General features: G+C 71.2%; 17 protein-coding genes and 1 pseudogene. 6 read left to right on the top strand and 12 right to left on the bottom strand.

Annotated features, from left to right (window positions below; translation table 11 throughout):
* Positions 1-39 precede the first annotated feature (39 nt).
* Genes ACIGXX_RS03790 through ACIGXX_RS03780 form a run of 3 tightly spaced genes read right to left on the bottom strand, consistent with a single transcriptional unit; the run spans position 40 to position 2,818 of the window.
* Positions 40-786: a cupin domain-containing protein gene (locus tag ACIGXX_RS03790; RefSeq protein WP_399972405.1), complete on the bottom strand. Its 747-nt coding sequence runs from the start codon at positions 784-786 to the stop codon at positions 40-42.
* Entirely contained in the window at positions 780-1,703 is a 924-nt protein-coding gene (locus ACIGXX_RS03785) for a PmoA family protein (RefSeq protein ID WP_399972402.1), read from the bottom strand. The genes ACIGXX_RS03790 and ACIGXX_RS03785 overlap by 7 nt, the downstream gene beginning before the upstream one ends.
* Complete coding sequence (locus tag ACIGXX_RS03780) at positions 1,700-2,818, bottom strand: Gfo/Idh/MocA family protein (RefSeq protein ID WP_399972399.1); 1,119 nt, start codon at positions 2,816-2,818, stop codon at positions 1,700-1,702. The genes ACIGXX_RS03785 and ACIGXX_RS03780 overlap by 4 nt, the downstream gene beginning before the upstream one ends.
* Before the next feature lie 202 nt (positions 2,819-3,020).
* Here ACIGXX_RS03780 and ACIGXX_RS03775 point away from each other — a divergent pair, with 202 nt between their 5' ends.
* A complete protein-coding gene (locus tag ACIGXX_RS03775) occupies positions 3,021-4,364 on the top strand; it encodes a Gfo/Idh/MocA family protein (RefSeq protein ID WP_399972396.1) in 1,344 nt (447 codons plus the stop codon).
* Positions 4,365-4,371: 7 nt separating this feature from the next.
* On the opposite strand, the gene ACIGXX_RS03770 is transcribed toward ACIGXX_RS03775, so the two are convergent.
* Complete coding sequence (locus tag ACIGXX_RS03770; protein ID WP_351156238.1) at positions 4,372-5,322, bottom strand: LysR family transcriptional regulator; 951 nt, start codon at positions 5,320-5,322, stop codon at positions 4,372-4,374.
* 92 nt (positions 5,323-5,414) lie between these two features.
* On the opposite strand from ACIGXX_RS03770, the gene ACIGXX_RS03765 reads away from it, so the two are divergent.
* Together ACIGXX_RS03765 and ACIGXX_RS03760 are read left to right on the top strand one after the other, a co-directional pair.
* Positions 5,415-6,284: an alpha/beta hydrolase gene (locus ACIGXX_RS03765; RefSeq protein WP_383824116.1), complete on the top strand. Its 870-nt coding sequence runs from the start codon at positions 5,415-5,417 to the stop codon at positions 6,282-6,284.
* Positions 6,281-7,690, top strand: coding sequence for an MFS transporter (locus ACIGXX_RS03760; protein WP_383824113.1), 1,410 nt, complete (start codon positions 6,281-6,283; stop codon positions 7,688-7,690). The genes ACIGXX_RS03765 and ACIGXX_RS03760 overlap by 4 nt, the downstream gene beginning before the upstream one ends.
* A 101-nt stretch (positions 7,691-7,791) precedes the next feature.
* Here the strand turns inward: ACIGXX_RS03760 and katG are convergent, their stop codons facing one another.
* Positions 7,792-10,005 (bottom strand): catalase/peroxidase HPI, encoded by a 2,214-nt coding sequence (katG, locus tag ACIGXX_RS03755; protein ID WP_383824109.1) that lies wholly within the window; start codon positions 10,003-10,005, stop codon positions 7,792-7,794.
* 341 nt (positions 10,006-10,346) lie between these two features.
* Here katG and ACIGXX_RS03750 point away from each other — a divergent pair, with 341 nt between their 5' ends.
* Positions 10,347-10,763 (top strand): Fur family transcriptional regulator, encoded by a 417-nt coding sequence (locus ACIGXX_RS03750; protein ID WP_361464825.1) that lies wholly within the window; start codon positions 10,347-10,349, stop codon positions 10,761-10,763.
* A 95-nt stretch (positions 10,764-10,858) separates the two neighbouring features.
* Here the strand turns inward: ACIGXX_RS03750 and ACIGXX_RS03745 are convergent, their stop codons facing one another.
* The 4 genes and pseudogenes from ACIGXX_RS03745 to ACIGXX_RS03730 all read right to left on the bottom strand — a co-directional run.
* Positions 10,859-12,580, bottom strand: coding sequence for an acyl-CoA dehydrogenase family protein (locus ACIGXX_RS03745; RefSeq protein WP_399972390.1), 1,722 nt, complete (start codon positions 12,578-12,580; stop codon positions 10,859-10,861).
* A 66-nt stretch (positions 12,581-12,646) separates the two neighbouring features.
* Positions 12,647-13,204, bottom strand: a complete 558-nt coding sequence (locus tag ACIGXX_RS03740) for a PadR family transcriptional regulator (RefSeq protein WP_366462573.1) — start codon at positions 13,202-13,204, stop codon at positions 12,647-12,649.
* A 91-nt stretch (positions 13,205-13,295) separates the two neighbouring features.
* Positions 13,296-15,080, bottom strand: coding sequence for a bifunctional metallophosphatase/5'-nucleotidase (locus ACIGXX_RS03735; RefSeq protein ID WP_399972387.1), 1,785 nt, complete (start codon positions 15,078-15,080; stop codon positions 13,296-13,298).
* A gap of 98 nt (positions 15,081-15,178) precedes the next feature.
* Positions 15,179-15,325 (bottom strand): annotated as a pseudogene (locus ACIGXX_RS03730) (SAM-dependent methyltransferase); the annotation flags it as partial.
* A gap of 387 nt (positions 15,326-15,712) precedes the next feature.
* On the opposite strand from ACIGXX_RS03730, the gene ACIGXX_RS03725 reads away from it, so the two are divergent.
* Positions 15,713-16,495: a cyclase gene (locus ACIGXX_RS03725; RefSeq protein ID WP_399972384.1), complete on the top strand. Its 783-nt coding sequence runs from the start codon at positions 15,713-15,715 to the stop codon at positions 16,493-16,495.
* A gap of 59 nt (positions 16,496-16,554) precedes the next feature.
* Here the strand turns inward: ACIGXX_RS03725 and ACIGXX_RS03720 are convergent, their stop codons facing one another.
* Positions 16,555-17,037, bottom strand: coding sequence for an iron chaperone (locus ACIGXX_RS03720; RefSeq protein ID WP_399972381.1), 483 nt, complete (start codon positions 17,035-17,037; stop codon positions 16,555-16,557).
* 85 nt (positions 17,038-17,122) lie between these two features.
* Positions 17,123-17,578, bottom strand: coding sequence for a carboxymuconolactone decarboxylase family protein (locus ACIGXX_RS03715; protein WP_351156262.1), 456 nt, complete (start codon positions 17,576-17,578; stop codon positions 17,123-17,125).
* 189 nt (positions 17,579-17,767) lie between these two features.
* On the opposite strand from ACIGXX_RS03715, the gene ACIGXX_RS03710 reads away from it, so the two are divergent.
* Positions 17,768-20,227: a tetratricopeptide repeat protein gene (locus ACIGXX_RS03710; RefSeq protein ID WP_399972377.1), complete on the top strand. Its 2,460-nt coding sequence runs from the start codon at positions 17,768-17,770 to the stop codon at positions 20,225-20,227.
* A 57-nt stretch (positions 20,228-20,284) separates the two neighbouring features.
* Here the strand turns inward: ACIGXX_RS03710 and ACIGXX_RS03705 are convergent, their stop codons facing one another.
* Positions 20,285-22,501 carry an MMPL family transporter gene (locus tag ACIGXX_RS03705; RefSeq protein WP_399972375.1) on the bottom strand — a complete coding sequence of 739 codons (2,217 nt, stop codon included), beginning with the start codon at positions 22,499-22,501 and terminating at the stop codon, positions 20,285-20,287.
* Positions 22,502-22,539: the final 38 nt, after the last annotated feature.

Below are 22,539 nucleotides of genomic sequence, written 5' to 3'. Positions count from 1 at the left end.
TCGACGGTTCGCTGACGGGTGTCCGTGTGACGGGGTCGGTTACTCGCCGTGGTACGGGAGCGTGGTGCCCGGCAGTTCGTACTCGTCACGGCGCCCGCACATGCCGTAGCCGCCGATGCGGGAAGGTCGGCTGTCGTACGAGCCCGAGCCGGCCAGGTAGTCGGGGCTGCCGGACTCCAGCGCGTCCAGCTGTGCTCCCGTGCGCTCGGCGGTGGCGAGGGCGCCGGCCCGCCACAGCTCGCGCCAGGTGGGGACCTTGTCCCGCACGAGCCCGGCCGCGGCCTGCTGGAACTCCAGGTAGGGGCCGTTGTCCCCGGCTTCGAGCGCATCGCGCAGCGGCAGATAGCCCTCGACGGCCAGGTCACGGCGCTTGCGGGCGGCGGCTTCCGCCTCCGGGCCCTCCTTCGCGGGGAGTTTCGCCGCGGCGGCGTACCGCTCGGGGTCGGCGAGCACGTCGGGCGGGAAGGTGAAGACGGCGTCCCCGGCTTCGGGCAGGCCGCTGTTCTGCATCAGGACCGTGATCCGCAGGTCGCCGCCCTGGACCATGCGGTGCACGGTGCCGGGCGTGAACCACGCGACGGCGCCCGCTTCCAGGGGGACCTCGCGGAAGCCGTCGGGGCTGAGGGTCTGGACGGCGCCGCGGCCGCCGGTGACGACATAGGCCTCGGTGCACACCAGGTGCAGATGCGGGCTGCCGCCGCACACTCCGTCGGCGGCCTCCCAGTCGTACGCGGTCAGGTGCGAGAGGCCGACGGCTCCGGGCAGCGGGTGCGGAAGGCTCACCATGTCAGTCCCTTCAGGTGGGTGGCGACACGGTCGCGGTCCCAGGCACCGTCGGCGACCACGACGCGGTAGCGGTAGGTGAAGGACGCGCCGGGCACCAGCGTGAACTCGTCGAAGAACGCCCAGGAGAAGGCGACGGTGGGGATGGGTTCGGAGCGGACGAACCAGTGCGATTCGTGGATCGCGCTCGCCTCGTCGAGGTTCTCGGGGGCGTGCGCGAAGACCAGCGTGGAGTGCGCGTCGATGTCGTCGTGCTCGGCGGTGAAGGCGAGCCAGGGGCCCTGGGTGCCCATCAGACCGGCCGCGTCCTTCTCGTCGTCGGGTCCGAAGGCGTCGCCGCCGGTGAAGTCACGCGGTCCGCGCCACTGCAGGCCCGTATACCCGGCCATGTCGCGGCCCGCGGTGGTCGGCGAGCCGAAACGCAGGGGCTCGTCGCGGATGTTGGTCAGGCGGATCGACCAGTCCAGGGCCCACGATCCGGCTTCCTCGTCGACCGAGTGGACGGTGATGCCGCGCTCTTCCCTGGCCCATTCCTGGCCGCCGTTCTCGATCCAGGTGAGCTCTTCGGTGAGGTGCAAGCGGTCCTCCTCGGCGTCGACGGCGGGAAAGCCGTCGTGCCGCATCGATCCGATGCGCTCCGGCAGGCGCAGATAGCCCTCGCCGTGGACGTAGCAGTTGCCGCCCCAGAAGTTCTGCCCCGACAGGTGGCTGGCGGTCATCTGCAGGCCCTTGTGCCAGCGGTGGTCGCTTGGCCGGTACCCCGAGACCTGGTGTCCGGCCAGGGTGCGCAGGGGGTGGATGTAGGGCTTGCGGGCCTCGAAGGCGTCCGGGTCCGGTGCGTAGACGTAGCTGAGCAGTTCGACGTCGCCCGACCGGACCGTGATCCGCTCGCCGTGGGTGTGGGTGACCTGAATCGTCATCGCGTGGGGCTCCAGTCGGGGTGGCTGCCGTGCATGGCCGGGTAGTAGGGGTCACCGGCGGCGATCTCGCCCGCGAGCACCGGCTGTCCGGTGAACGCCGACTTGTAGAGCGCCGCGGCGAATTCGAGGGTGCGCCGGGCGTCGGTGCCGCTGCCCGGCGGCCGTACTCCCTGGTCGTACGCGTCCAGGAGGGCACCGAGCTGGGCGGCGTGCGAGCTGGGCACATCCGCGGCCGGAGTGCGCCAGGCGTCCGCGCGTCCGGCGTCGACGTGCGGGGCCGGGGTGTAGACCCAGTCGGCGTTGGAGTGCCCGTACAGGTGGGTGAGTTCGACCGTCGCGTCCGCGCAGTCGACGCGGATGCGGCTGACCTCGTCCGGGGACAGGACGCTGTTGACGACGGTGGCCAGCGCGCCGTTCTCGAAGCGCACCAGCGCGGTCGAGACGTCCTCGCTCTCGGTGTCGTGGACGAGGCGGGCCGCCATGGCGCGCACCTCGGTCCAGTCGCCGAGCAGATGCAGCAGCAGGTCGAACTGGTGGATGCCGTGGCCCATGGTGGGGCCGCCGCCCTCGCTCGCCCACCGGCCGCGCCAGGGCACCGCGTAGTAGGCGCTGTCGCGGTGCCAGGTGGTCTGGCAGTGCGCGACGCGGGGCGCGCCGAGCTCGCCACCGGTGATCAGCTCGCGGGCGTGAACGGCGCCCGAGCCGTAGCGGTGCTGGAAGACCACCGACGCGTACGTTCCCGATGCCTCCTCGGCGGCGGCGATCTCGTCGTACTCGGCGAGCGAGAGGCACAGCGGCTTCTCGCACAGCACCCATGCGCCCGCCTTCAGCGCGGCCACGGTCTGGGTCCGGTGCAGTGACGGCGGGGTGCCGATCAGGACCAGGTCGGGGCGGACCGCTTCGAGCATCGCGCCGAAGTCGGCGAAGCCCTCGACGTCCGCGCCCAGCGCCCCGGCCTCCGTGCGGAAGGCGTCGAGCCTGGCCGGGTCGACGTCGACGGCGGCTCTCAGCTCGATCCGGTCGGAATGGGCCCGCAGGGCGGGCAGGTGACTGCCGGTCACGATGCCGCCGGTGCCGACGACGGCGGCCCGTAGACGCGTGGGGGTGGAGGACATACGGTCTCCTCGAACGAGCTTAGAAAGCGCTTGCACCGGTGCCGACCCTAGGCACTGCGGGAATGTCAGGACAAGACCTCGGAGCCGAAAAATGAAACGACTCAATATGTGGACGGCGACCGTTGCCGCACGCTCACCACCTCCCCCCGCGACGCCCACATCCGGTCATCCGCACACCCCAACTCCGCGAACGGAGTCACGCATGCCCCTCGACGCCCCGCGCCGTCGCCGCTGCGCCGTAGTGGGACTCGGCGCCCGCGCCCAGCTCTTCACCGAGGCGCTCGCCGGTCCCTACGCGGACCGCATCGAGCTGGCCGGCTTCTGCGACGTCAACGCGCACCGCATGGCCGTCCACAACGACTGGATCGCGACCGCCCGCCCCGGCCGACCGCCCGTACCCGCCTACCGCGCGGACGACTTCGAGGAGATGCTGCGCCGCGAGCGCGTCGACCTCGTGGTGGTGTGCACCGTCGACCACCTGCACGAGCACTACATCGTGCGGGCGCTCGAAGCGGGCTGTGACGTGGTCACCGAGAAGCCGATGACCACGAGCGCCGAGCGCGCCCGCCGCATCCTGGACGCCCGGCGCCGCACGGGCCGCGAGGTCCGCGTAGCCTTCAACTACCGCTACAACCCCGTGCATGCGGCCGTGCGCGAGCTCCTCACGGCGGGTGAGATCGGCGAGGTCGGCTCGGTGCACTTCGAGTGGCTGCTCGACCTGCGGCACGGCGCGGACTACTTCCGCCGCTGGCACCGCGACAAGGCGAACTCCGGCGGCCTGATGGTGCACAAGGCCACCCACCACTTCGACCTGGTCAACTGGTGGCTGGGCGCGCAGCCGCAGACCGTCTACGCGCAGGGCGGGCTCTTCTTCTACGGCGATCAGGCGGGCAACCGGCGCGGCCTGGCCCGCGACTACACGCGCGCGCACGGCTCCCCCGCCGCCGAGGGCGACCCCTTCGCCATCCGCCTGGCCGACTCGTCCGTGCTCAGCGCCCTGTATCTGGAGGCGGAGGCGGAGGACGGCTACCACCGCGACCAGAACGTGTTCGGGCCCGGAGTGAGCATCGAGGACGACATGGCGGTGCTGGTGCGCTACTCGTCCGGCGCGACCCTCACGTACCACCTCACCGCGTACGCGCCCTGGGAGGGCTATCGGATCGCCTTCAACGGAAGCGAGGGACGCATCGAACTCCTCGTGGAGGAATCCACCTGGACACGCCCCGACGTACGGACCGAGGGGGCGAGCGCCGTCATGCACGGCGCGGCGGTCGGGGACGAGGCAGGCCGTACGCAACTGCTGCTGCGCCGCTTCTGGGAGGAGCCGCGGGAAGTGAAGGTGCCCACGGAGGAAGGCGGGCACGGCGGCGGAGACGTGCGGATGCTCGCCGATCTCTTCGGCGAGCGGGCGCCCGGCGATACGGACTCGCTCGGCCGCGCGGCGGACGCGGGCGACGGAGCGCTCTCCCTGGCCACGGGCCTGGCCGCGAACGAGTCCTTCGCGACGGGGCTGCCGGTCGACGCCCGGGTCCTGATGGAGAGCTGAGAGGACGTCAATCGCTTTCCCCTTGTGGTCCGAGGGGGCCGAGCCGGTGGTCGAGCGCCGCACCGACATCGGGGCAGTTCGTGCGGATGACGTCGAGGAAGGCGTTCAGCGCCGGGGAACGGTCCCGGGCGCTGAAGGACAGGACCAGATCGGGCAGCGGCGTGCGCGGGGTCACCTCGCAGAACCACGTGCCCCGTCGTGGGGCCGCCAGCATGCGAGAGGGCCCCAGGCCGACGCCCACCCCACAGGCGGCGAGGCCGATGATGGTGTGGATGTCCCTCGCGACGGTCGCGCCGGAGAGCGCCGGGGAGTCCTTGCCCAGGAGGGTCCGCAGTCCGGTGACGACGGCGGGCTCATCCTCGCCCGGCGCCACGATCAGCGGCTGTCGCCGCAACTGGTCCACGTCCACCGACGACTGACCCGCGTACGGGTGCGTGCTGCTCACGACCGCGACCATGTGGTCGTGCCCGATCGGCACCGAGACCAGTTGCTCGGCTCCGACGCCCCGTGGCCGGCCGAGGCCGATCGCCACGTCCAGCTCGCCGGCGACGAGCGCGGCCGTGCTGCGGTGGGTCGCCATCTCGTGCAGTTCCAACCGCACGTCGGGCCGTTCACGGCCGAACCGGCCAAGAACGTCCGGCAGCGGTTCGAGCAGCGCCGATGCGATGAAACCCAGGCGCAGTCGGCCCGTCTCGCCGCGTGCCGCCCTGGCGGCGTCGACCGAGGCCGCCGCGATCTCGTCGAGCGCCCTGCGCGCCCGGGAGAGGAAGGCCGCGCCCGCAGCCGTCGGAAACACCCCTCGGCGGGTGCGATCGAACAAGCGGGCGCCAACTTCCCGTTCGAGGTCGGCGATCTGCTTGGACAGCGGAGGCTGCGCGATCCCCAGCGCACCGGCCGCCCGTCCGAAGTGTTCGTGCTCGGCGAGGGTCAGTGCGTACCTCAGGTGCCGCGCCTCCATGTCAGCCTCCCAGCCATACCTCACAGGTATCGTCGGCCAGCCTGTCAGATCTTTCGCTGGATGAGAGAGGCCGGGTCGCGTGGAATGCGGTCATGACTGATTCCTCCTCCCCAGACACCACCGCCTCCTCCTGCCCGGACACCGTCTTCGTCTTCGTGCACGGGGCCTGGCACGGCTCCGGGCAGTGGGCGGCGACGCAGCGCGCACTCGCCGGGCTCGGTGCCGCGAGCATGGCCGTCGACCTGCCGGGACACGGCTTCGACGCGCCCCTGCCCAGCGGATACCTCACGCCGGGCCAGCCGGGCCTGCTGACCGAGAAGTCCGCGCTCGCCACCGTGACGATGGACGACTGCGCCGCGGCCGTGCTGGACACGCTGCGCCAGGCCCGCCACCACCGTCGTGTCGTGCTCGTCGCCCACAGCGCGGGCGGCGGCCCCGCGTCACTGGCCGCCGAGCGCGCACCCGAACTCGTCGACGAGATCGTCTATCTCTCCGCCTTCGTGCCCGCCGGACGGCCCCGGTTCTTCGACTATCTCGGCTCGCCCGAGAACGCCACGGCGCGAGGCCAGAGCCTCAACCTCGGCGACCCCGGGGAACTGGGCGCCGTGCGCATCAACCCGCTTTCACAGGACCCCGCCTACGTAGAGGAACTGCGGCAGACCCACTACCACGACACTCCCCGGGACCGCTTCGACCGCTGGCGCTCGGCGCTGAGCCCCGATCTGCCGCTGGCGATCCCCACCACCCCGGTCATCGTGACTCCGGGACGGTGGGGGCGCGTCCCGCGGACCTTCCTGCGCTGCGCCGACGATCGGGCGCTGCCGACGGCCGTGCAGGATCTCATGATCGCGGAAGCCGACCGGGCCGTGCCCGGCAACCCGTTCACCGTGCGCACCCTCCCGGGCAGCCACAGCCCGTTCGCCGCCCGGCCCCATGAGCTCGCCGCGGCGCTGCTGCCGTGAGCGGCGGACGCCTCGTGCTGCCGGTGGTGCTCAGCGCCACGTTCGTGCAACTGCTCAACGTCACCGTCGCCCAGGTGGCCGCGCCGGCGATCCAGACCGGCCTGAGCGCCGGTCCTGGCGCCGTGCAACTGGTCCTCGCCGGGTACACCCTGACGTACGCGTGCCTGCTCATCCCCGCCGCACGGCTGGGCGACCGGTACGGCTACCGCCGGCTGTTCGTGGTGGGCACCATGGTCTTCACCGCGGGGTCACTGGCCGCCGCGTGTGCCCCGGACGCCGCGTCGCTGATCACGGCCCGGCTGGTGCAGGGCGCGGGCAGCGGTCTGGTCGCCCCCCAGGTCCTGTCGCTCATCCAGGCCGCCGTGCCCGCCACACGCCGGCCGCGCGCCTTCGGCCTGTACGGCGCCACCATGGCCGTCGCGTCACTGGCCGGACCGCTGATCGGCGGCCTCGTCCTCAGTGCCGATCTCTTCGGCCTCGGCTGGCGACCGGTCATGCTCCTCACCGTGCCGGTGGCGCTCGCCTCGCTGGCCGGAGCGACCGCGCTGCCCCGCACCCGCGGGGCGGACGGACTCCGCGTCGACAAGCTGGGTGCGCTGCTGGTCACCGTGGGAGCCGGTGCGCTGGTCCTGCCCCTGGCGCTGGGGCGGGAAGCGGGCTGGCCCTGGTGGACGTGGGCCGGTTTCGCCGTGGCGGTGGCCGCCCTCGGCCACTTCGTCCGGAGCCTCCCGCGCCGGCCCGACCCGCTGATCCATCCGTCGGTGCTGCGTGACCGGTCGGCGCGCAGGGGCACGCTGCTGGTGTTCGTGTTCAACACGGGCGTGCCCTCCTTCACTTACCTGCTCTTCCTTCACCTCCAGTCCGCCGTCGGGTACTCGGCCCTGGCGGCCGCTCTGACGTCGGCGCCGTTCGCCGCAGCCGCTGTCGTCGGCAGCAGAGCCGCACCCGCTCTCACCCGCCGACACGGGCCGACGGTGCTCACGGTCGCGTCCCTGGTGCTGGCCGGGATGTGCCTGGCACTGGCCCCGCTCGTCGGCTCGGCGGAGGGACGTCAGGCGGCACTGCCCGTGCTGGCCATCGGCGGAGCCGCGTTCGGCGCCTTCACCGCGTCGGTGTTCACCCTGGTCCTGGCCGAGGTGCACGGCCCCGCCGCCGGTTCGGTCTCCGGGCTGCTGCCCACAGCGCAGCAGCTCGGCGGATCCATCGGAGTGACCGCGGCCGGACTCGCCTACTACGCCCCCGCCGCCGACGCGGACACCGCGTTCCGGCACGCCATGCTCTACCAGGCCGCCGCCTTCACGATCACCGCACTGATCAGCCTCCGGCTCCGCGACCGGCCCGGCACCGAGCCCGTGCACGGCCACAGCACTCCAGCCGAAGGGCACGCATGCGGGACGCACAGCTGAGCTCCGACGACGACGCGTTCTGCCTTCCTGCTTCCGCCGCGAGTTGAGAAGACGTCAGGGTCGGCCCGTGCGGGCCGACCCTGACGTGGCGATCAGAAGACTCAGACCAGGTCGAACCGGTCGAGGTTCATGACCTTGTCCCAGGCCGCGACGAAGTCCTTCACGAACTTCTCCTTCGCGTCATCGCTCGCGTAGACCTCGGCGAGCGCACGCAGCTCGGAGTTGGAGCCGAAGACGAGGTCGGCGCGGGTGCCGGTCCACTTGACCGTGCCGCTCGCGTCACGGCCCTCGAACTCGTCCTGCGCCTCGGACGTCGACTTCCAGGTCGTGCCCATGTCGAGCAGGTTGACGAAGAAGTCGTTCGACAGGGTGCCCGGCCTGTCCGTGAACACGCCGTGCTTCGACCCGGCGTGGTTGGCGCCCAGGACGCGCAGACCGCCGACGAGGACCGTCAGCTCGGGCGCGCTCAGGGTCAGCAGGTTCGCCTTGTCGATCAGCAGGAACTCGGCCGGCAGGCGGTTGCCCTTGCCGACGAAGTTGCGGAAGCCGTCGTTGGTCGGCTCGAGCGCGGCGAACGACTCGACGTCCGTCTGCTCCTGCGCGGCGTCGACACGGCCCGGCGTGAACGGCACCTCGACCTGGACACCTGCGTCCTTGGCCGCCTTCTCGACCGCGGCGGAGCCGCCGAGGACGACCAGGTCGGCCAGCGAGACCTTCTTGGCACCGGAGTTGAACGACGCCTGGATGCCCTCCAGCGTACGCAGCACCTGCGCGAGGTCGTCCGGGTTGTTCACCTCCCAGCTGCGCTGCGGCTCCAGGCGGATACGACCGCCGTTGGCGCCACCGCGCTTGTCGCTGCCGCGGAAGGAGGACGCCGCGGCCCAGGCCGCGGAGACCAGCTGCGCGGTGGTGAGGTCCGAGGCGAGGATCTGCTCCTTGAGGGATGCGATGTCCGAGGCGTCGACCGGCTCGCCCTCGGCCGCCGGCAGCGGGTCCTGCCACAGCAGCACCTCGTCGGGCACCTCCGGGCCGAGGTAGCGCACGATCGGGCCCATGTCACGGTGCGTCAGCTTGTACCAGGCGCGGGCGAACGCGTCCGCGAACTGGTCCGGGTTCTCGTAGAAACGCCGCGAGATCTGCTCGTAGACCGGGTCGAAGCGCAGCGACAGGTCGGTGGTGAGCATCATCGGGAGGCGCTTCTTCGACGCGTCGAAGGCGTCGGGGATGATCGCCTCGGCGTTCGTCGCCACCCACTGGTTCGCGCCCGCCGGGCTCTGGGTGAGCTCGTAGTCGTACTCGAAGAGGTGCTTGAAGAAGTCGTGGCCCCACCGCGTGGGGGTGGTGGTCCAGATGACCTCGAGACCGCTGGTGGTGGCGTCGGGGCCCACACCGGTGCCGTGCGAGTTCTTCCAGCCGAAGCCCTGCTGCTCCATGGGCGCGGCCTCGACGTCGTCGCCGATGGCCTCGCTCGGTCCCGCGCCGTGGGTCTTGCCGAAGGTGTGACCACCGGCGATGAGCGCGACGGTCTCCTCGTCGTTCATCGCCATGCGGCGGAACGTCTCACGGATGTCGCGGGCCGCGGCGACCGGGTCCGGGTTGCCGTTGGGGCCCTCGGGGTTGACGTAGATGAGGCCCATCTGGACCGCGCCGAGCGGGTTCTCCAGCTCGCGGTCGCCGGTGTAGCGCTCGTCGTCGAGCCAGGTGGTCTCGGGGCCCCAGTACACGTCCTCGTCGGGCTCCCAGACGTCGGCGCGGCCGCCGGCGAAGCCGAAGGTCTTGAGGCCCATCGTCTCCAGGGCGACGTTTCCGGTGAGGACCATGAGGTCGGCCCAGGAGAGGTTCTGGCCGTACTTCTTCTTCACCGGCCAGAGCAGTCGGCGGGCCTTGTCGAGGCTGACGTTGTCCGGCCAGCTGTTGAGCGGGGCGAAGCGCTGCTGCCCGGCTCCGGCGCCGCCGCGGCCGTCGCTGATGCGGTAGGTGCCCGCGCTGTGCCACGCCATGCGAATCATGAGGGGGCCGTAGTTGCCGAAGTCGGCGGGCCACCAGTCCTGCGAGGTGGTGAGGACCTCGGCGATGTCGCGTTTCACGGCCGGCAGGTCGAGGCTCTTGAACGCCTCGGCGTAGTCGAACTCCTCGCCCAGGGGGTTGGCCACGGCGGGGTTCTTGGCGAGGATCTTCAGGTTGAGCCGCTCCGGCCACCACTGGCGGTTTCCACCGCCCTGGGTCGGGTGCGGGGCGCGACCGTGCGCGACCGGGCAACCGCCGGTCTCCTCCGGCTCGGGGTCGGTGACGATCGCGTCATGGTTGTCAGTCATGGGAATCCTTCCGGACGGGGCGGATCACGGTGCTCGGGAACTGCGCACGACGGAACGGTCTGGGGCGCCGAGGGGCGGCTGGGGCATCAGTTCCAGGCCGAGGACGCCCGCCTGCCCGCTGGACTGTTTCTCCGCGAGCGGGGCACTGGATGTCGGGGCGAACGCACCGGATGCCGGGGCGAGCGGACCCGTCTCCTGAAGTCACGTGCTGTTCCCTGCTGTTGCCCTGTCCCTTGGCCGTCGGCCGGAACTGATCCTACGATGGACCAAGTCCAAGTCAATACGACAGACGGGTCCGTACGAATTCAGTCGTCAGACGATGCACAGTTAGGCTGGTACGCATGAGCGATCTCCTGGAACGGCTCCGCGGACGTGGCTGGAGGATGACCGCTCAGCGCCGAGTGGTCGCCGAGGTACTCGACGGTGAACACGTCCACCTGACCGCCGACGAGGTTCTCGCGCGCGCCACCGCCCGGCTGCCGGAGATCTCTCGCGCCACGGTCTACAACACCCTCGGTGAGCTGGTCTCCCTCGGCGAGGTGATCGAGGTGTCCACGGGCCGCGCGAAGCGGTACGACCCCAACGCCCACCACCCGCACCAGCATCTGGTCTGCTCGGGCTGCGGCGCCATCCGTGACGTGCACCCCGCCGGCGATCCCCTGGCCGCCCTTCCGGCCTCCGAGCGCTTCGGCTTCACCATCTCCGAGGCCGAGGTGACGTATCGGGGAGTCTGCCCGGACTGCGCCGCTCGCGGGTGAGGTGCCTACGCAAGGAGCCGTGACCGCCCCCCGCCGACTGATCGGCAGGAAGTAGCCACGGCTCCGAGGTGCTGCGGCGCCAACTCGTAGGAGTACTACGGCGCCATCTCGTACGCACCGGCCAGCGCCTCGACGCGCTCCCACACCCGTGCCGAGCGCGCGTCGTCGACGACCGGGCGCCGCACCGCGCCAAGCGCCCAGCTCTGCTGCTCGGCGGTGGCGGAGTCCTTGCCGTGCAGCTCGACGGCGTGCGCGGAGAAGTCGCGTACGAGAACGGCGAACAGCTCGTCGAGCACGTCCTCGTCGAGGCCGATCAAACGCGCCTGCTCCAGGATCAGCTGGCCGTGCACGACCAGCGCGAACAGCTGGCCGACGGCGAGGAGGAGGTCGAGGTCGCTGCTCTGCTCCTTGTCGGGGGCTGCCGTCTTGACGAACTCGCAGAGGGCGTCGGCCTGTTCGCGCAGGCGCGCGACGTTGGGCACCGCCGCGTACGCGTCGTAGGCGGTGCGCCAGTCGTGGAAGCGGATGGCGCCCAGACCGCGGGCAGGTCCCTGCCGGAAGAGGAAGTCGTCGTCGGCCGCGTCGACGCGGGTCGGCACGGGCTCGTACTCGGCCGGGTTCAGCAGGTGGTTGCCCATGAACTTGAGGATCAGGGCCAGGTTGACGTGGACCGTGCCCTCCAGCTTCGGCAGGCCGCGGATCTCGACGGCGGCCTGGGCGAAGTAGGTGTCCTTCTCGAAGCCCTTGGCGGCGATGACGTCCCACATCAGGTCGATGACCTTCTCGCCCTCCGTGGTCACCTTCATCTTCGTCATGGGGTTGAAGAGGAGGTAGCGGCGGTCGTCGGGGCCCGCGGAGCGGAAGTAGTCGACGGCGCGGTCGCTGAACAGCTTCATCCCGACCAGGCGGACGTAGGCGTCGGTCAGCTCGCGGCGCACGTGCGGGAAGGCGGTGACCGGGCGGCCGTACAGGATGCGGTTGCTGGCGTGCGTGACGGCCTCGTACATCGCGTGCTCGCAGATGCCGATCGAGGCGGTGCAGAGGTTGAACTTGCCGACGTTGACGGTGTTAAGGGCGGCGTCGAAGGCGGCGCGGCCGGTGTGCAGCACGTCGTCGGGGCCGACGGGGTAGTTCTCCAGGCGGAACTCGCTCACGTACTTCGAGGAGTCGACGACGTTCTTGACGAGGTGGTACGCCTCGTGGCGGCTGTCGGCGGCGAAGAAGACGTAGCCGTCGGGGCCCTCGACGTCGGTGCGGCGGCCGAAGACGGAGACGAGCCCGGCCGCGTTGCCGTTGCCGATGTAGTACTTGGAGCCGCTGGCCCGGAAGCCGCCCTCGCCATCGGGCTCCAGAAGCATGTCGGTCGAGTAGATGTCGGCGCCGTGGGTCTTCTCGGACAGACCGAAGGCGAACACCTCGCCCTGGGAGAGGAGTTCCGCCGCGCGGGTACGGGCGGCGGCGTTCTCGCTCTGCCAGACCGGGCCGAGGCCGAGGATGGTGACCTGCCAGGCGTACCAGTAGTCGAGCCCGTAGAAGCCGAAGATCTCGTTGAGGGCGGCGATGCGGGCGGTGTCCCAGCGCGCGTCCGGCTTGTCCTTCGCCGCGGACGCCGGGGTGAGGAAGGTCGCGAAGAGACCCTCCTTGGCAGAGAACTCGAGGAAGTCGGCCAGCCAGGCGCGGGTGCGGTAGTCCTCGATCAGCTGTCGCTTGCCGCGGGCCTCGAACCAGTCGACGGTCGCGCGCAGCAGCCTGCGGGTCTCGGTGTCGAACTGCTTGGGGTCGTAGGTGCGCGGGTTGAACAGCAGCTGGTCGGCCATGAGTGTTCGCCTTTCCGGCTCGGGAGGTGAGGGGTGGTGGGGTAATGGCATGGAGCCTGGGCCGGTTCAGTCCTGGGGACCGAGCCGGTGGAGGGTGTCGAGCACGTCGTCGAGCCAGGCGAGCGTCATCCGTTCGTACGCGATGCCGCCGCGCAGCACGACGTGCTGGAGCTCGCGCCCGGCTTCGGGCGTGGTGGGCGCGTCGGGTCCGGTGAAGTCGCGCAGCTCCCCCGCGAGGTAGCGTGCGAGCCGGTCGGTGTGCGCCTGGCGGTGCCGCTCGACCTCGCGGATCAGCGCGGCCGGGTCGTCGAAGGCCGCGCCGCGGATCTTCACGGCGAGCTCGTGGCGCACGCTCTCGGGTTCGATGGGCTCGTGCAGCCACTGGGAGAGCGCGGTCTGCCCCAGGGCGGCGACGGAGTACTCCTTCTTGTCCGGCCTGGCCTGCTGCGGCACTTCGCGGACGTCGATCCAGCCGTCGCTCTCCATGCGCTTGAGCACGCGGTAGATCTGCTGGTGGGTGGCGGTCCAGAAGTAGCCGATGGACCGCTCGAACCGCCGGGCCAGCTCATAGCCGGAGCCCGGCTTCTCCAGCAGCGAGACGAGGATCGCGTGCTCCAGTGCCATGCCCCGATCCTGCTATGCAACTCGTTGCATAAACAAGAGGCGCCGCCCTGGTGAGACACGGCTCACCAGGGCGGCGCGACGAACCGCGCGCCTACCTCCCGACGAAGGTGATGCGCCCGGGAGCCGGAGGAGCCAGCGGGGCCTCCCGGGTGGAGTTCTTGTCCAGGTAGTCCACCAGCGCCTCGAGGTCGGTCACGTCGCCGCCGTCGCGGTCGGTGCCCTTGGTGAACTCCGTGAAGCCGTTCCCGCCGTTGGCCAGGAAGTCGTTGACGGTCACGCGGAACGTGTCGGTGGGCCGCACCGCCTCGCCCTTCACCCGCACGGTGTCCGTGAGCAGCCGGTCGGCGCCCCGGTGGCTCATGTCGACGGAGTAGCGCAGGGCCGAGGAGAGCTGGAGGAAGCGCGGCTCGTCGGCGTTGGCGCCGGTGAACTGCTGCCGCAGGACGGTGATGAGCTGCTCGCCGGTGAGCGTCATCGTCCACAGGGGGTTGTCGAAGGGCTGGGTGCGGTACGCGTCGGCGTAGGTGACCGTCCCGTCGCCCTTGTGCACCAGGTCGGCGCGCATGCCACCGGGGTTGAGGAAGGCCAGGTCGGCCTCGTAGCCCCGGGTGGCCCGCACCTGCGCGTCGGTGAGCAGGCTGCCGAGCGGGGTCTCGGACTCGGGGGAGCCGCGGCCGGGCACGTCGGCGGAGATGTAACCGACGCTCCGGTTCGCCGCGGCCTCGGAGCGCCCCCGCCAGGTCTCCACGAGCCGGTTCATCGCGGGCTCCTTCGGGGTGTCGACGGGGACGACGTGGTTCTTCGCCACCACCGAGCGGCGGATGACGTCGCCGCCCTGGTCGAGGCGGAAGCGCAGATCCGTGAAGGAGCGGCCGAAGGAGTCGGCCTGCGTGACCAGTCGGGGCCGCCCGGCGGGGTCGGTGACCGTGCACTCGTAGGAGTCGTGCGAGTGGCCGGTGACGACGAGGTCCACCGCGCTCGGCGCCTTCTCCGCGATGCCCTTGATGCGGCCGCGCAGCCGGGACCCGGGCCCTTCGGCGTCGCAGTTCCCGGCCCCGGCGACCCCGTTCACGGTCTCGCCCTCGTGGATCAGGAGGACCTGGGCGTCGACTCCGTGCCCTGCGAGCTCCTTCGAGTAGCGCTTGATGACGGGGAGTTCCTCGTGGAACTCCAGGTCACGGATCTGGGAGGCGTTGATCGCCTGGGGTGCCTCCTTGGTGACGAGCCCGATGAACCCGATCCGCCGCCCGTCGCGCAGCTCCTTGATCATGTAGGGCCGCAGCACCGGCGACTCGCTGCCCTTGCGGGTCACGTTGGCGGCGAGGTAGGGGAAGTCCGTGCCGTCGTAGGCGCCGCCGGGGGCGCAGCCGTCCTCCGGGTGGCAGCCGCCCCGGTCGATGCGGCCCAGCTCGCCGGGCCCCTCGTCGAACTCGTGGTTGCCCACCGAAGCGACGTCGAGGCCCAGTTTCTCCAGGGCGTGGATCGTCGGCTCGTCGTGGAAGAGGGCGGACAGCAGCGGGCTGCCGCCGATCATGTCGCCGGCCGCCACGTTGAGCGAGTTCGGTCCGGTCCGGGCCTTGTCCATGAGCGTGGCCAACTGGGGCAGCCCGCCCGCCTGGACGTCGCCCCCGCGCCGCACGCGGCCGGCCGCGCCCTCGACGGGGTCCAGGTTGCCGTGCAGATCGTTCAGGGCCAGGAGCTGTACCGGCACTCCGCCGAGCGGGGCGGGCGCGGGTGCCGGGTCGGCGGCGGAGGCCGTGGCAGGACCGGTCGGGGCGCCGAGGGTCAGTGCCAGCGCGGTGGCAGCGCAGGTGATCGCGGTGCGCTTCAGCAGGGATGTCGGGGGACGTGGGAGGGAACGAGAGGTTTCGGTCACGCAGCGACGCTACGAAGCCCGAGGTCAGGACCGTGCCGGACACACCCGACGGCACGGATGATCACCCGGGGAGCCCCGCGGGCCGCGCCCTCGGCGGGTCAGACGCGGTCGGCCGCGATGAGGAGGTAGTGGAAACTGCCTTCTCGGTACGCGGTCAGGAAGGGCTCCTCGATGCCGGTGGCGAGCGAGGACTTGGCCCGCAGTTCCCAGTAGGGGATGGTCGCGGCCGTGAGGTCGACGATTGCGGCACCGGGGCCGTGCTATCCCTGCGTCGAAGACCGATCCGAGTCGACCCGAGTCGAGGCAATCCCCCCCGTGGACGGAGTCGCGGATGAAGGCGCCCCTTTCCGGTACGACCGACGACACCGCGGACGCCCTTGGCTCTCCCAGCCTGCTGACACGCCTGCTGTCGGGTCCGTCCGGGATCGGGACGGGGTCCTTGCGCCTCGCACCAGTGGCGGAACCAGTGGCGGAAGCGGAAGCCCTTCCTGAGGCTGCGTCAGCAGCCCAGCCCCCGCCCTCGCAACGCATCGAGGGCCTCTACTCCCCGCCCGCCCTACGGGACGACCGCGCACTGGCGCACGAGATCAACGCCCGGCTGGTCGCCGGACGCACTGGGCATCGACCACCTCATGGCCGCCGCCCGCCTGCTGGTCGGCGAGAACGCCGTGGACGACTACTTCTGCGAAGCGGAGTACGGAGGTCGCGCGGACCGGCGCGGCGCGACACTCGCCGTGGCCCGGTCCGCGATCGACCCCGCCCACAACACCCCCCGCTACGAAGCCGATTGGCGGTCCGGCCTCGACTCCCACCCGGCCCTGCGCTCGATGCGGTCGGCGATGGACCACCTGCGTGCCCTGGCCACTCCGGCCCAGGCGCACCGCTACCGGCACGACATCGCCAGCCTCTACCTCGGTTACGACGCGGAGGGCGACTGCATCACCCAGCACCGCACTCCCACGGTGTGGGAGTACCTGGTGCAGCGGCAGTTCAACAGCTTCCGCCCGTGCCTGACGATCACCGACGCCGTCGGCGGCTACGAACTGCCCGCCCAGCTCTTCGCGGAGCCCGCCGTACAGCGCGCCGTCGCCCTGTCCTCGAACGCCGCGACCATCTGCAACGACCTGAACTCGTTGCGCAAGGAGCAGCAGAGCGAACGCTTCCACTACAGCCTGCCGACCGTGATCGCCGCCGAGGAGGACTGCTCCATCGAGGATGCCTTTCAGCGGGCGATCGAGGTCCACAACGACCTGGTCCACCTCTTCGAGGAGCAGGCCGCCGCCCTCTCCGCCACCCACCCGCGCGTCGCCCGCTTCATGACCGGGCTCTCGAACTGGGTGGGCGGCAACCACGAGTGGCACGCGGGGAACGTCGGCACGCGGTACGCGGTACGCGACTTCACCCTGAGGGCTTGAGGGCTGTGTGAGCTTGAGGGCTTGATGCCTTTGTGGGCTTGCGGCCCTCCGGCCTCCCCTCAACTCACCGCCCTCTTCACGAGCGCCGCGATCCGCGCCTCGCCGTCGGCGGTCAGCTCCTTCAGTGCGTACGAGGCCGGCCACATGGTCCCGTCGTCGAGGTTCGCCTTGTCGCTGAAGCCGAAGGTGGCGTACCGCGCGCTGAACTTCTGCGCGCTCTGGAAGAAGCAGACGATCTTGCCGTCCATGGCGTACGCGGGCATCCCGTACCAGAGCTTCGGGGCCAGCTCCGGCACGTTCTCCTTGATCACCGCGTGGATCCGCTCGGCCATGACCCGGTCCGCGTCCCGCATCTCGGCAATCTTCGCGACCACGGCGGCCTCCTCCTCCGCCGCCTTGTCGGCGCGCGATCCACGGCGTGAGGACGCCTTCAGCTCCTGGGCGCGCGCCTTCATCGCGCCTCGCTCCTCCTCCGTGAATCCGTCGAACTTCTCGGCGGTCGCGGTGGTGGTGCTCTTGGCGGGCTTCAGCGTGTTCGTCATGGCGGGGCTCCTCCTGTGCGTGCTTGTACGTGCTTGTACGTGGCGTGTGCGTGGCTCGGTGGGACGCGGCGGCGGGCCGGGCGTGTCAGCCCCAGGCGCCCGCGATCTGGCGGGTCGAGGCGTTGAGCCGGTTGAACAGGTTGGTGACGCCGATCATGAGGACGAGCGCGGCCAGCTGCTTCTCGTCGAAGTGGGTGGCGGCGGCGTCCCACACCTCGTCGTTCACCGCGTCGGGACGGTCGGCGAGGCGCGTCGCGGCCTCGGCCAGTTCGAGCGCCGCCCGCTCCGGCTCGGTGAAGTACGGGGCCTCGCGCCAGGCGGCGACCGTGGCGAGGCGCTCGTCGCTCACCCCGGCCTTGCGGGCCGACTTCGCGCCGCCGTCGACGCAGGCGCTGCAGCCGTTGATCTGGCTGACCCGCAGGTGCACCAGTTCCAGGGTCTGCCCGTCCACTCCGCCGGAGTGCACGGCCTTGAAGAGCGACTGGATGGACGGCATCGCGTCGGACAGGACGACCGCGGGGTTCTGCATACGAGACTGCATTTCGGTTGCTCCTCTGTTCGGGGCCCTTTCGGGCCGGTGCCCCGTTCCCTCGGGGTGTGAGTCCATCTCAGCCCGATCCGCTCGCCACGACCACGGCGATGGGACACCGTGGGACAGCTGAAACAGCCTTGAGCAGCGGCGACGCGGCCCGGTAGGTTTCTGCCGCAACGGGACACCGGGGGGAACCTGATGGATGAACTGCACGGGACAGCCGCGAAGTCGGACCCGCAGAACGAGTTGGCGGCCCGGCTGCGCCTGCTCCAGGAGCTGTCCGGGCTCGGCGTACGGGCCCTGGCGCGGGACGCCGGACTCAGCTCCTCGTCCCTGTCGCGCTACCTCGGCGGTCAGACCGTGCCGCCCTGGCCCGCGGTGATCGCGCTCTGCCGCCTCGTCAAGCGCGACCCCCGTCCGCTGCGCCCCTTGTGGGAACGGTCCTCCAGCCCGCTGCCCGCGCCCCCGAAGTCCAGCCGCCAGGGCAGGCCGAAGCCCCGCAACGATCTGCCGCGCGACGTGCCCGACTTCACGGGGCGCGAGGCCGAACTCGCCGCCGTGCTGGCCGCGGTGGAGAGCCACCGGGTGGTCGCCGTCGACGGCATGGCCGGTGTCGGCAAGACCTGTCTGGCGATGCACGCCGCGCACCGGCTCGCCGCCGACTACCCGGACGCCCAGCTCTATGTGGACCTGCACGGGTTCACCGAGGGCAGGGAACCGCTCGACCCCGACTCGGCGCTGCGGATGCTGCTCGGCGCGCTCGACGTCCCCTCCGAGAAGGTCCCTCGGGAGGGCGTGGAGCAGCTGGCGGCCTGCTGGCGCTCGGAGCTGGCGAGCCGGCGGGTCGTGGTGGTCATCGACAACGCCGCCGATGCCGACCAGGTCCGCCCACTGCTGCCCGGCGCCGGTCCGTCCGTCGCCCTGGTCACCAGCCGCAACCGGCTGCTCGGCCTGGACGAGGTGCCCCCGGTCTCGCTCGACGTGCTGAGCCCGCAGGAGAGCGCGGAGCTGCTTGCCCGAGCGAGCGGCGATCCGAGCGGTCCCGAGGGACGCCTGGCCCGCGACCCGGATTCCGCCGCCGAGGTGCTGCGGCTCTGCGGCCACCTGCCGCTCGCCCTGCGCCTTGCCGCGGCCCGGCTGCGGCACCGGCCGGGCTGGACGGTGGGCATCCTCGTCGAGCGGCTGGCCGAGGGGGCGAGCGAGTTCGACACCGCGTTCGCCATGTCCGTACGGCAGTTGGACCGGTCCCAGGCCCGCCTGTTCCGCATGCTGGGCCTGCTGCCGGGCGGCTCCTTCGACGCGTACCTGGCGGCGGCGCTGGCGGACGTGCCGCTGCGCGATGCGCGGGCGATGCTGGAGGACCTGGTCGACGCGCACCTCGTACAGGAGTCGACAGCGGGGCGCTACCGCCTGCACGACCTGGTGCACCAGCACGCGCGCCGGGCCGGGACGGAGCTGGACGCACCGGCCGAGCGGCAACGTGCGCTGGGCCGCTTCCTCGACTACTACGTGCATGCGGCGGCCGCGGCCGATGCCGCGATGCCGTTCCTCTCCCCCGGCCGCCCGGCTTCAGCGGGCCGGCCCCCGACGGCCCTCCCCCACTTCACGGACAAGAACGCGGCGTTCGCCTGGCTCGTCTCGGAGTACGAGAACCTGGTGGCCGCCTTCGAGACGGCGGACGCCGTGGGGGCGGACGCGCACGTGTGCGAGCTGCCGCGCTTCCTCCGGGCGTACTTCGCGCGACGCTGCGGCACGACCCATCTCAACGTGCTCTTCGAACGGTCACTGGCCGCCGCCGAGCGTCTGGGCGACCCGCTGCAACTGGCCGACGCTTACAGCGACTTGGGCTTCGCGCGCTACAACGCGGGACGGATGGCGGAGGCGGAGGCCGCGTACGAGGCGGCACAGACGCGGCTGTCCCAGGCGGGCGACTTCGGTTCGGAAGCCGAACTGGCCCTGCGTCGCGGCTATCTGAAGTGGGACGAGGGGTACGTCGAGGAGCCGCTCGAACTCTTCAGGCTGGCAGGCAAGTTGTACGAGCAGGCCGACAGTCCGACGGGCACGGCCAGTGCGGCCGCGTCGGAGGCCTGGGCAATGCTGCAGCTGGGCCACCGCGAGGAGGCGGCGCAGCGGGCCCGCGAGGTGCTTGCCGTCCCCCACGCCGACCCCGCGTGGCCGCCCGCGCTGACGGCACGGATCACCCTCGGCGTGGCCGTGGCCGACGACGAGCCGGAAGCGGCGGCGGAACATCTGAACCGGGCGCTGGCGCTGTCCCGCGAGGACGGGCATCTGAACAACGAGGCATGGTGCCTGAACTGCCTGGGTGTCGCGCTGCGCCGCATGGGCCGCCACGAAGAGGCGCTGACCAGCCACCGCCAGGCGTTCGCGCTCCTGGAGGAGTTGTTCGAGGACCACTGGAAGATCCGCTTCCTCAACAGCTACGCCGAAACCTGCCGTCTGGCCGGCCTCCCCGACGAGGCCCTGCGCCTGCACCGCCAGGCCCTGGACCTGGCCCCACAGCTGGGCTACCGGCACGAGGAAGCACTGGCCCACGAGGGAATCGCGGCCCTGCTCGCCGAAACGGACCCGTCCGCTGCCGCCGAGCACCGCGCGGCGGGCCAGGCGATCCTGCGGGATTTCCAGCCCGGGGTTCGCTAATAATCCGGGGTTCGCCAATACGGTCCAAGACGCCCCGTGTGCGGGCGCATCGGGGACTCAACGGGCCGGAGTGCTGTCGGCTTCCCTGTGGGCGGGTTCGCGGACCGCGGGGACCGTGCTGTCGAGGTTCTCTCCTTCGACGTCGACGTGCGGCAGGCGTCGATCGAGCCAGCCGGGCAGCGCCCAGGCCCGCCGGCCGAGCAGGGCCAGGACGGCGGGCACGATGGTCATGCGGACCACGAACGCGTCGAAGACGACCCCGATGGCCAGACCGAAGCCGAGCGACTTGATCATGGCGTCGTCGCCGCCGATGAACCCGGCGAAGACGCCCGTCATGATCAGCGCGGCCGCGATGACGACCTTGCCGCTGTGCCGGAAGCCCTCGGTGATCGCCTGGCGCGGATCGGCTCCGTGGACGTACGCCTCCCGGATCCGGGTGACCAGGAAGACCTGGTAGTCCATGGCGAGGCCGAAGACGATACCGACCAGGAGGATCGGCATGAGGCTCATGATCGGGCCGGTGGTCTCCAGGCCGAACAGGTCCCCCAGCCAGCCCCACTGGAAGACCGCGACCACGGCGCCCAGAGAGGCCAGGACGGACAGCAGGAAGCCGAGCGCCGCCTTGAGCGGCACCAGGATCGAGCGGAAGACGAGGATCAGGACCAGGAAGGCCAGGCCGACGACGAGCGCCAGGTAGGGGATGATCGCGTCGGCGAACTTCGCGGCGACGTCGATGTTCATCGCGGTGGTGCCGGTGACCATGGCCTGTGCGCCGGTGTCGGTCTGCACCCCCTTGGCCTGGTCGCGGATGGTGTGGACGAGGTCTTTGGTCGCCTCGCTCGCGGGCGAGCTCTTGGGGACGAGCGTGACCATCGCGGTGTCACCGGCCGGGTTGTACGTGGCCGGGGCGACGGTGGCCACGTCCTTCACGTCCTTGACCCTGACGTCGAGTTGGCCGACGGCGCTCTTCGTGACCGCCGGATCGCTGCCGCTGACGACGAGCGTCAGCGGGCCGTTGAAGCCGGGGCCGAACGACTCGGCGAGCATGTCGTAGGCCTTGCGCTCCGTGGTGGAGGCGGGCTTGGTGCTGTCGTCGGGCAGACCCAGTTCGAGCCGGGTCGCGGGCAGCGCGATCACACCGAGGCCGAGAACCGCGCAGAGCAGGACCTTCCAGGGGCGGCGCAGGACGAAGGCCGCCCAGCGCTCCGCCAGCGGCGGCTTGGTGCCGGTGTCCTTCGAACCGGCGGACTTCCTGCGGGAGGGGCGGCCGAGCACGCGCTCGGGGGCGAAGGCGAGCAGGGCCGGGACCAGCGTGACGGCGACCAGGACGGCGACGACGACGGCACCTGCGGCGGCCATGCCCATGGCCGTGAGGATGGGCAGGTTCACCACGGCCAGGCCGACCAGGGCGATGACGACGGTCAGACCGGCGAAGACCACCGCGGAGCCCGCGGTGCCGTTCGCCCGGGCGGCCGCCTCGCGGGCGTCGTGGCCCAGGGCCCGCTCGGATCGGTAGCGGGAGACGATGAACAGGGAGTAGTCGATGCCCACCGCGATGCCCAGCATGGTCGCGAGGGACGAGGTGCTGCTGTTGAGGTCGAGGGCCGTGGTGAGCGCGGTGATGGCGCTCATGGTGATGCCGACACCAAGCAGGGCGGTCAGCAGCGGCATGCCGGCCGCGATGAACGAGCCGAAGGTGACGATCAGGATCAACGCGCCGAGCACGAACCCGATCGCTTCGGAGGAGCTGCTCGCCTCGGCGGGTGCCAGCGCGCTGCCGGAGGCCTCCACGGTCAGGCCCTGGCCGCGTGCCGCGTCGAGGGCGTCGTCGAGGCGGCTGTGATCCGCGTCCGTCAGTTCGGCGGGCTTGGTCTTGTACGTGACCTGGGCGTAGCCGGTGGTTCCGTCGGCGCTGATGGTCCTGGCCCTGAACGGGTCGGCGACCGAGGCGACTCGCGGCGAAGAGGCGCGCACGTCCTTGAGCAGTGAGGAGACTTCGGCTCGCGGCTCGTCGGCGGCCAGCTTCTGACCGTCGGGTGCCCGGACGACGACACGGACGCTCGCCCCGTCGGCGTTGGCCGCAGGGTACTTCTCACCGAGTACGTCGTACGCCTTCTGCGCCTCGATGCCGGGCAGGGTGATGTTCGAGTTGCCGCTGCCGCCGCTGCCCGCCGCCGCGGCGCCCGCGACGCCGAGTACGACCGCCCAGAGCAACAGGATCAGCCAGCGACGCCTGAACGCGCCGCGCCCGAGCCGGTGCAGAAAAGTAGCCATGTGAACAACAGTCTCCGTACGTCAGGAGCGAGACGAGG

Origin of the sequence: Streptomyces sp. NPDC055243 (assembly GCF_044544025.1) — a bacterium.
Taxonomy (GTDB): Bacteria; Actinomycetota; Actinomycetes; order Streptomycetales; family Streptomycetaceae; genus Streptomyces.
Note: the sequence above shows the minus strand (reverse complement) of the source record. Positions and strands in the feature narration are given on the sequence as shown.

Bases quoted from the DNA above. Each gene is read 5' to 3' on its own strand.
- ACIGXX_RS03790 (WP_399972405.1), bottom strand. From the start codon at position 786: ATGGTGAGCCTTCCGCACCCGCTGCCCGGAGCCGTCGGCCTCTCGCAC.
- ACIGXX_RS03785 (WP_399972402.1), bottom strand. From the start codon at position 1,703: ATGACGATTCAGGTCACCCACACCCACGGCGAGCGGATCACGGTCCGG.
- ACIGXX_RS03780 (WP_399972399.1), bottom strand. From the start codon at position 2,818: ATGTCCTCCACCCCCACGCGTCTACGGGCCGCCGTCGTCGGCACCGGC.
- ACIGXX_RS03775 (WP_399972396.1), top strand. From the start codon at position 3,021: ATGCCCCTCGACGCCCCGCGCCGTCGCCGCTGCGCCGTAGTGGGACTC.
- ACIGXX_RS03770 (WP_351156238.1), bottom strand. From the start codon at position 5,322: ATGGAGGCGCGGCACCTGAGGTACGCACTGACCCTCGCCGAGCACGAA.
- ACIGXX_RS03765 (WP_383824116.1), top strand. From the start codon at position 5,415: ATGACTGATTCCTCCTCCCCAGACACCACCGCCTCCTCCTGCCCGGAC.
- katG (WP_383824109.1), bottom strand. From the start codon at position 10,005: ATGACTGACAACCATGACGCGATCGTCACCGACCCCGAGCCGGAGGAG.
- ACIGXX_RS03750 (WP_361464825.1), top strand. From the start codon at position 10,347: ATGAGCGATCTCCTGGAACGGCTCCGCGGACGTGGCTGGAGGATGACC.
- ACIGXX_RS03745 (WP_399972390.1), bottom strand. From the start codon at position 12,580: ATGGCCGACCAGCTGCTGTTCAACCCGCGCACCTACGACCCCAAGCAG.
- ACIGXX_RS03740 (WP_366462573.1), bottom strand. From the start codon at position 13,204: ATGGCACTGGAGCACGCGATCCTCGTCTCGCTGCTGGAGAAGCCGGGC.
- ACIGXX_RS03725 (WP_399972384.1), top strand. From the start codon at position 15,713: ATGGCCGCCGCCCGCCTGCTGGTCGGCGAGAACGCCGTGGACGACTAC.
- ACIGXX_RS03720 (WP_399972381.1), bottom strand. From the start codon at position 17,037: ATGACGAACACGCTGAAGCCCGCCAAGAGCACCACCACCGCGACCGCC.
- ACIGXX_RS03715 (WP_351156262.1), bottom strand. From the start codon at position 17,578: ATGCAGTCTCGTATGCAGAACCCCGCGGTCGTCCTGTCCGACGCGATG.
- ACIGXX_RS03710 (WP_399972377.1), top strand. From the start codon at position 17,768: ATGGATGAACTGCACGGGACAGCCGCGAAGTCGGACCCGCAGAACGAG.
- ACIGXX_RS03705 (WP_399972375.1), bottom strand. From the start codon at position 22,501: ATGGCTACTTTTCTGCACCGGCTCGGGCGCGGCGCGTTCAGGCGTCGC.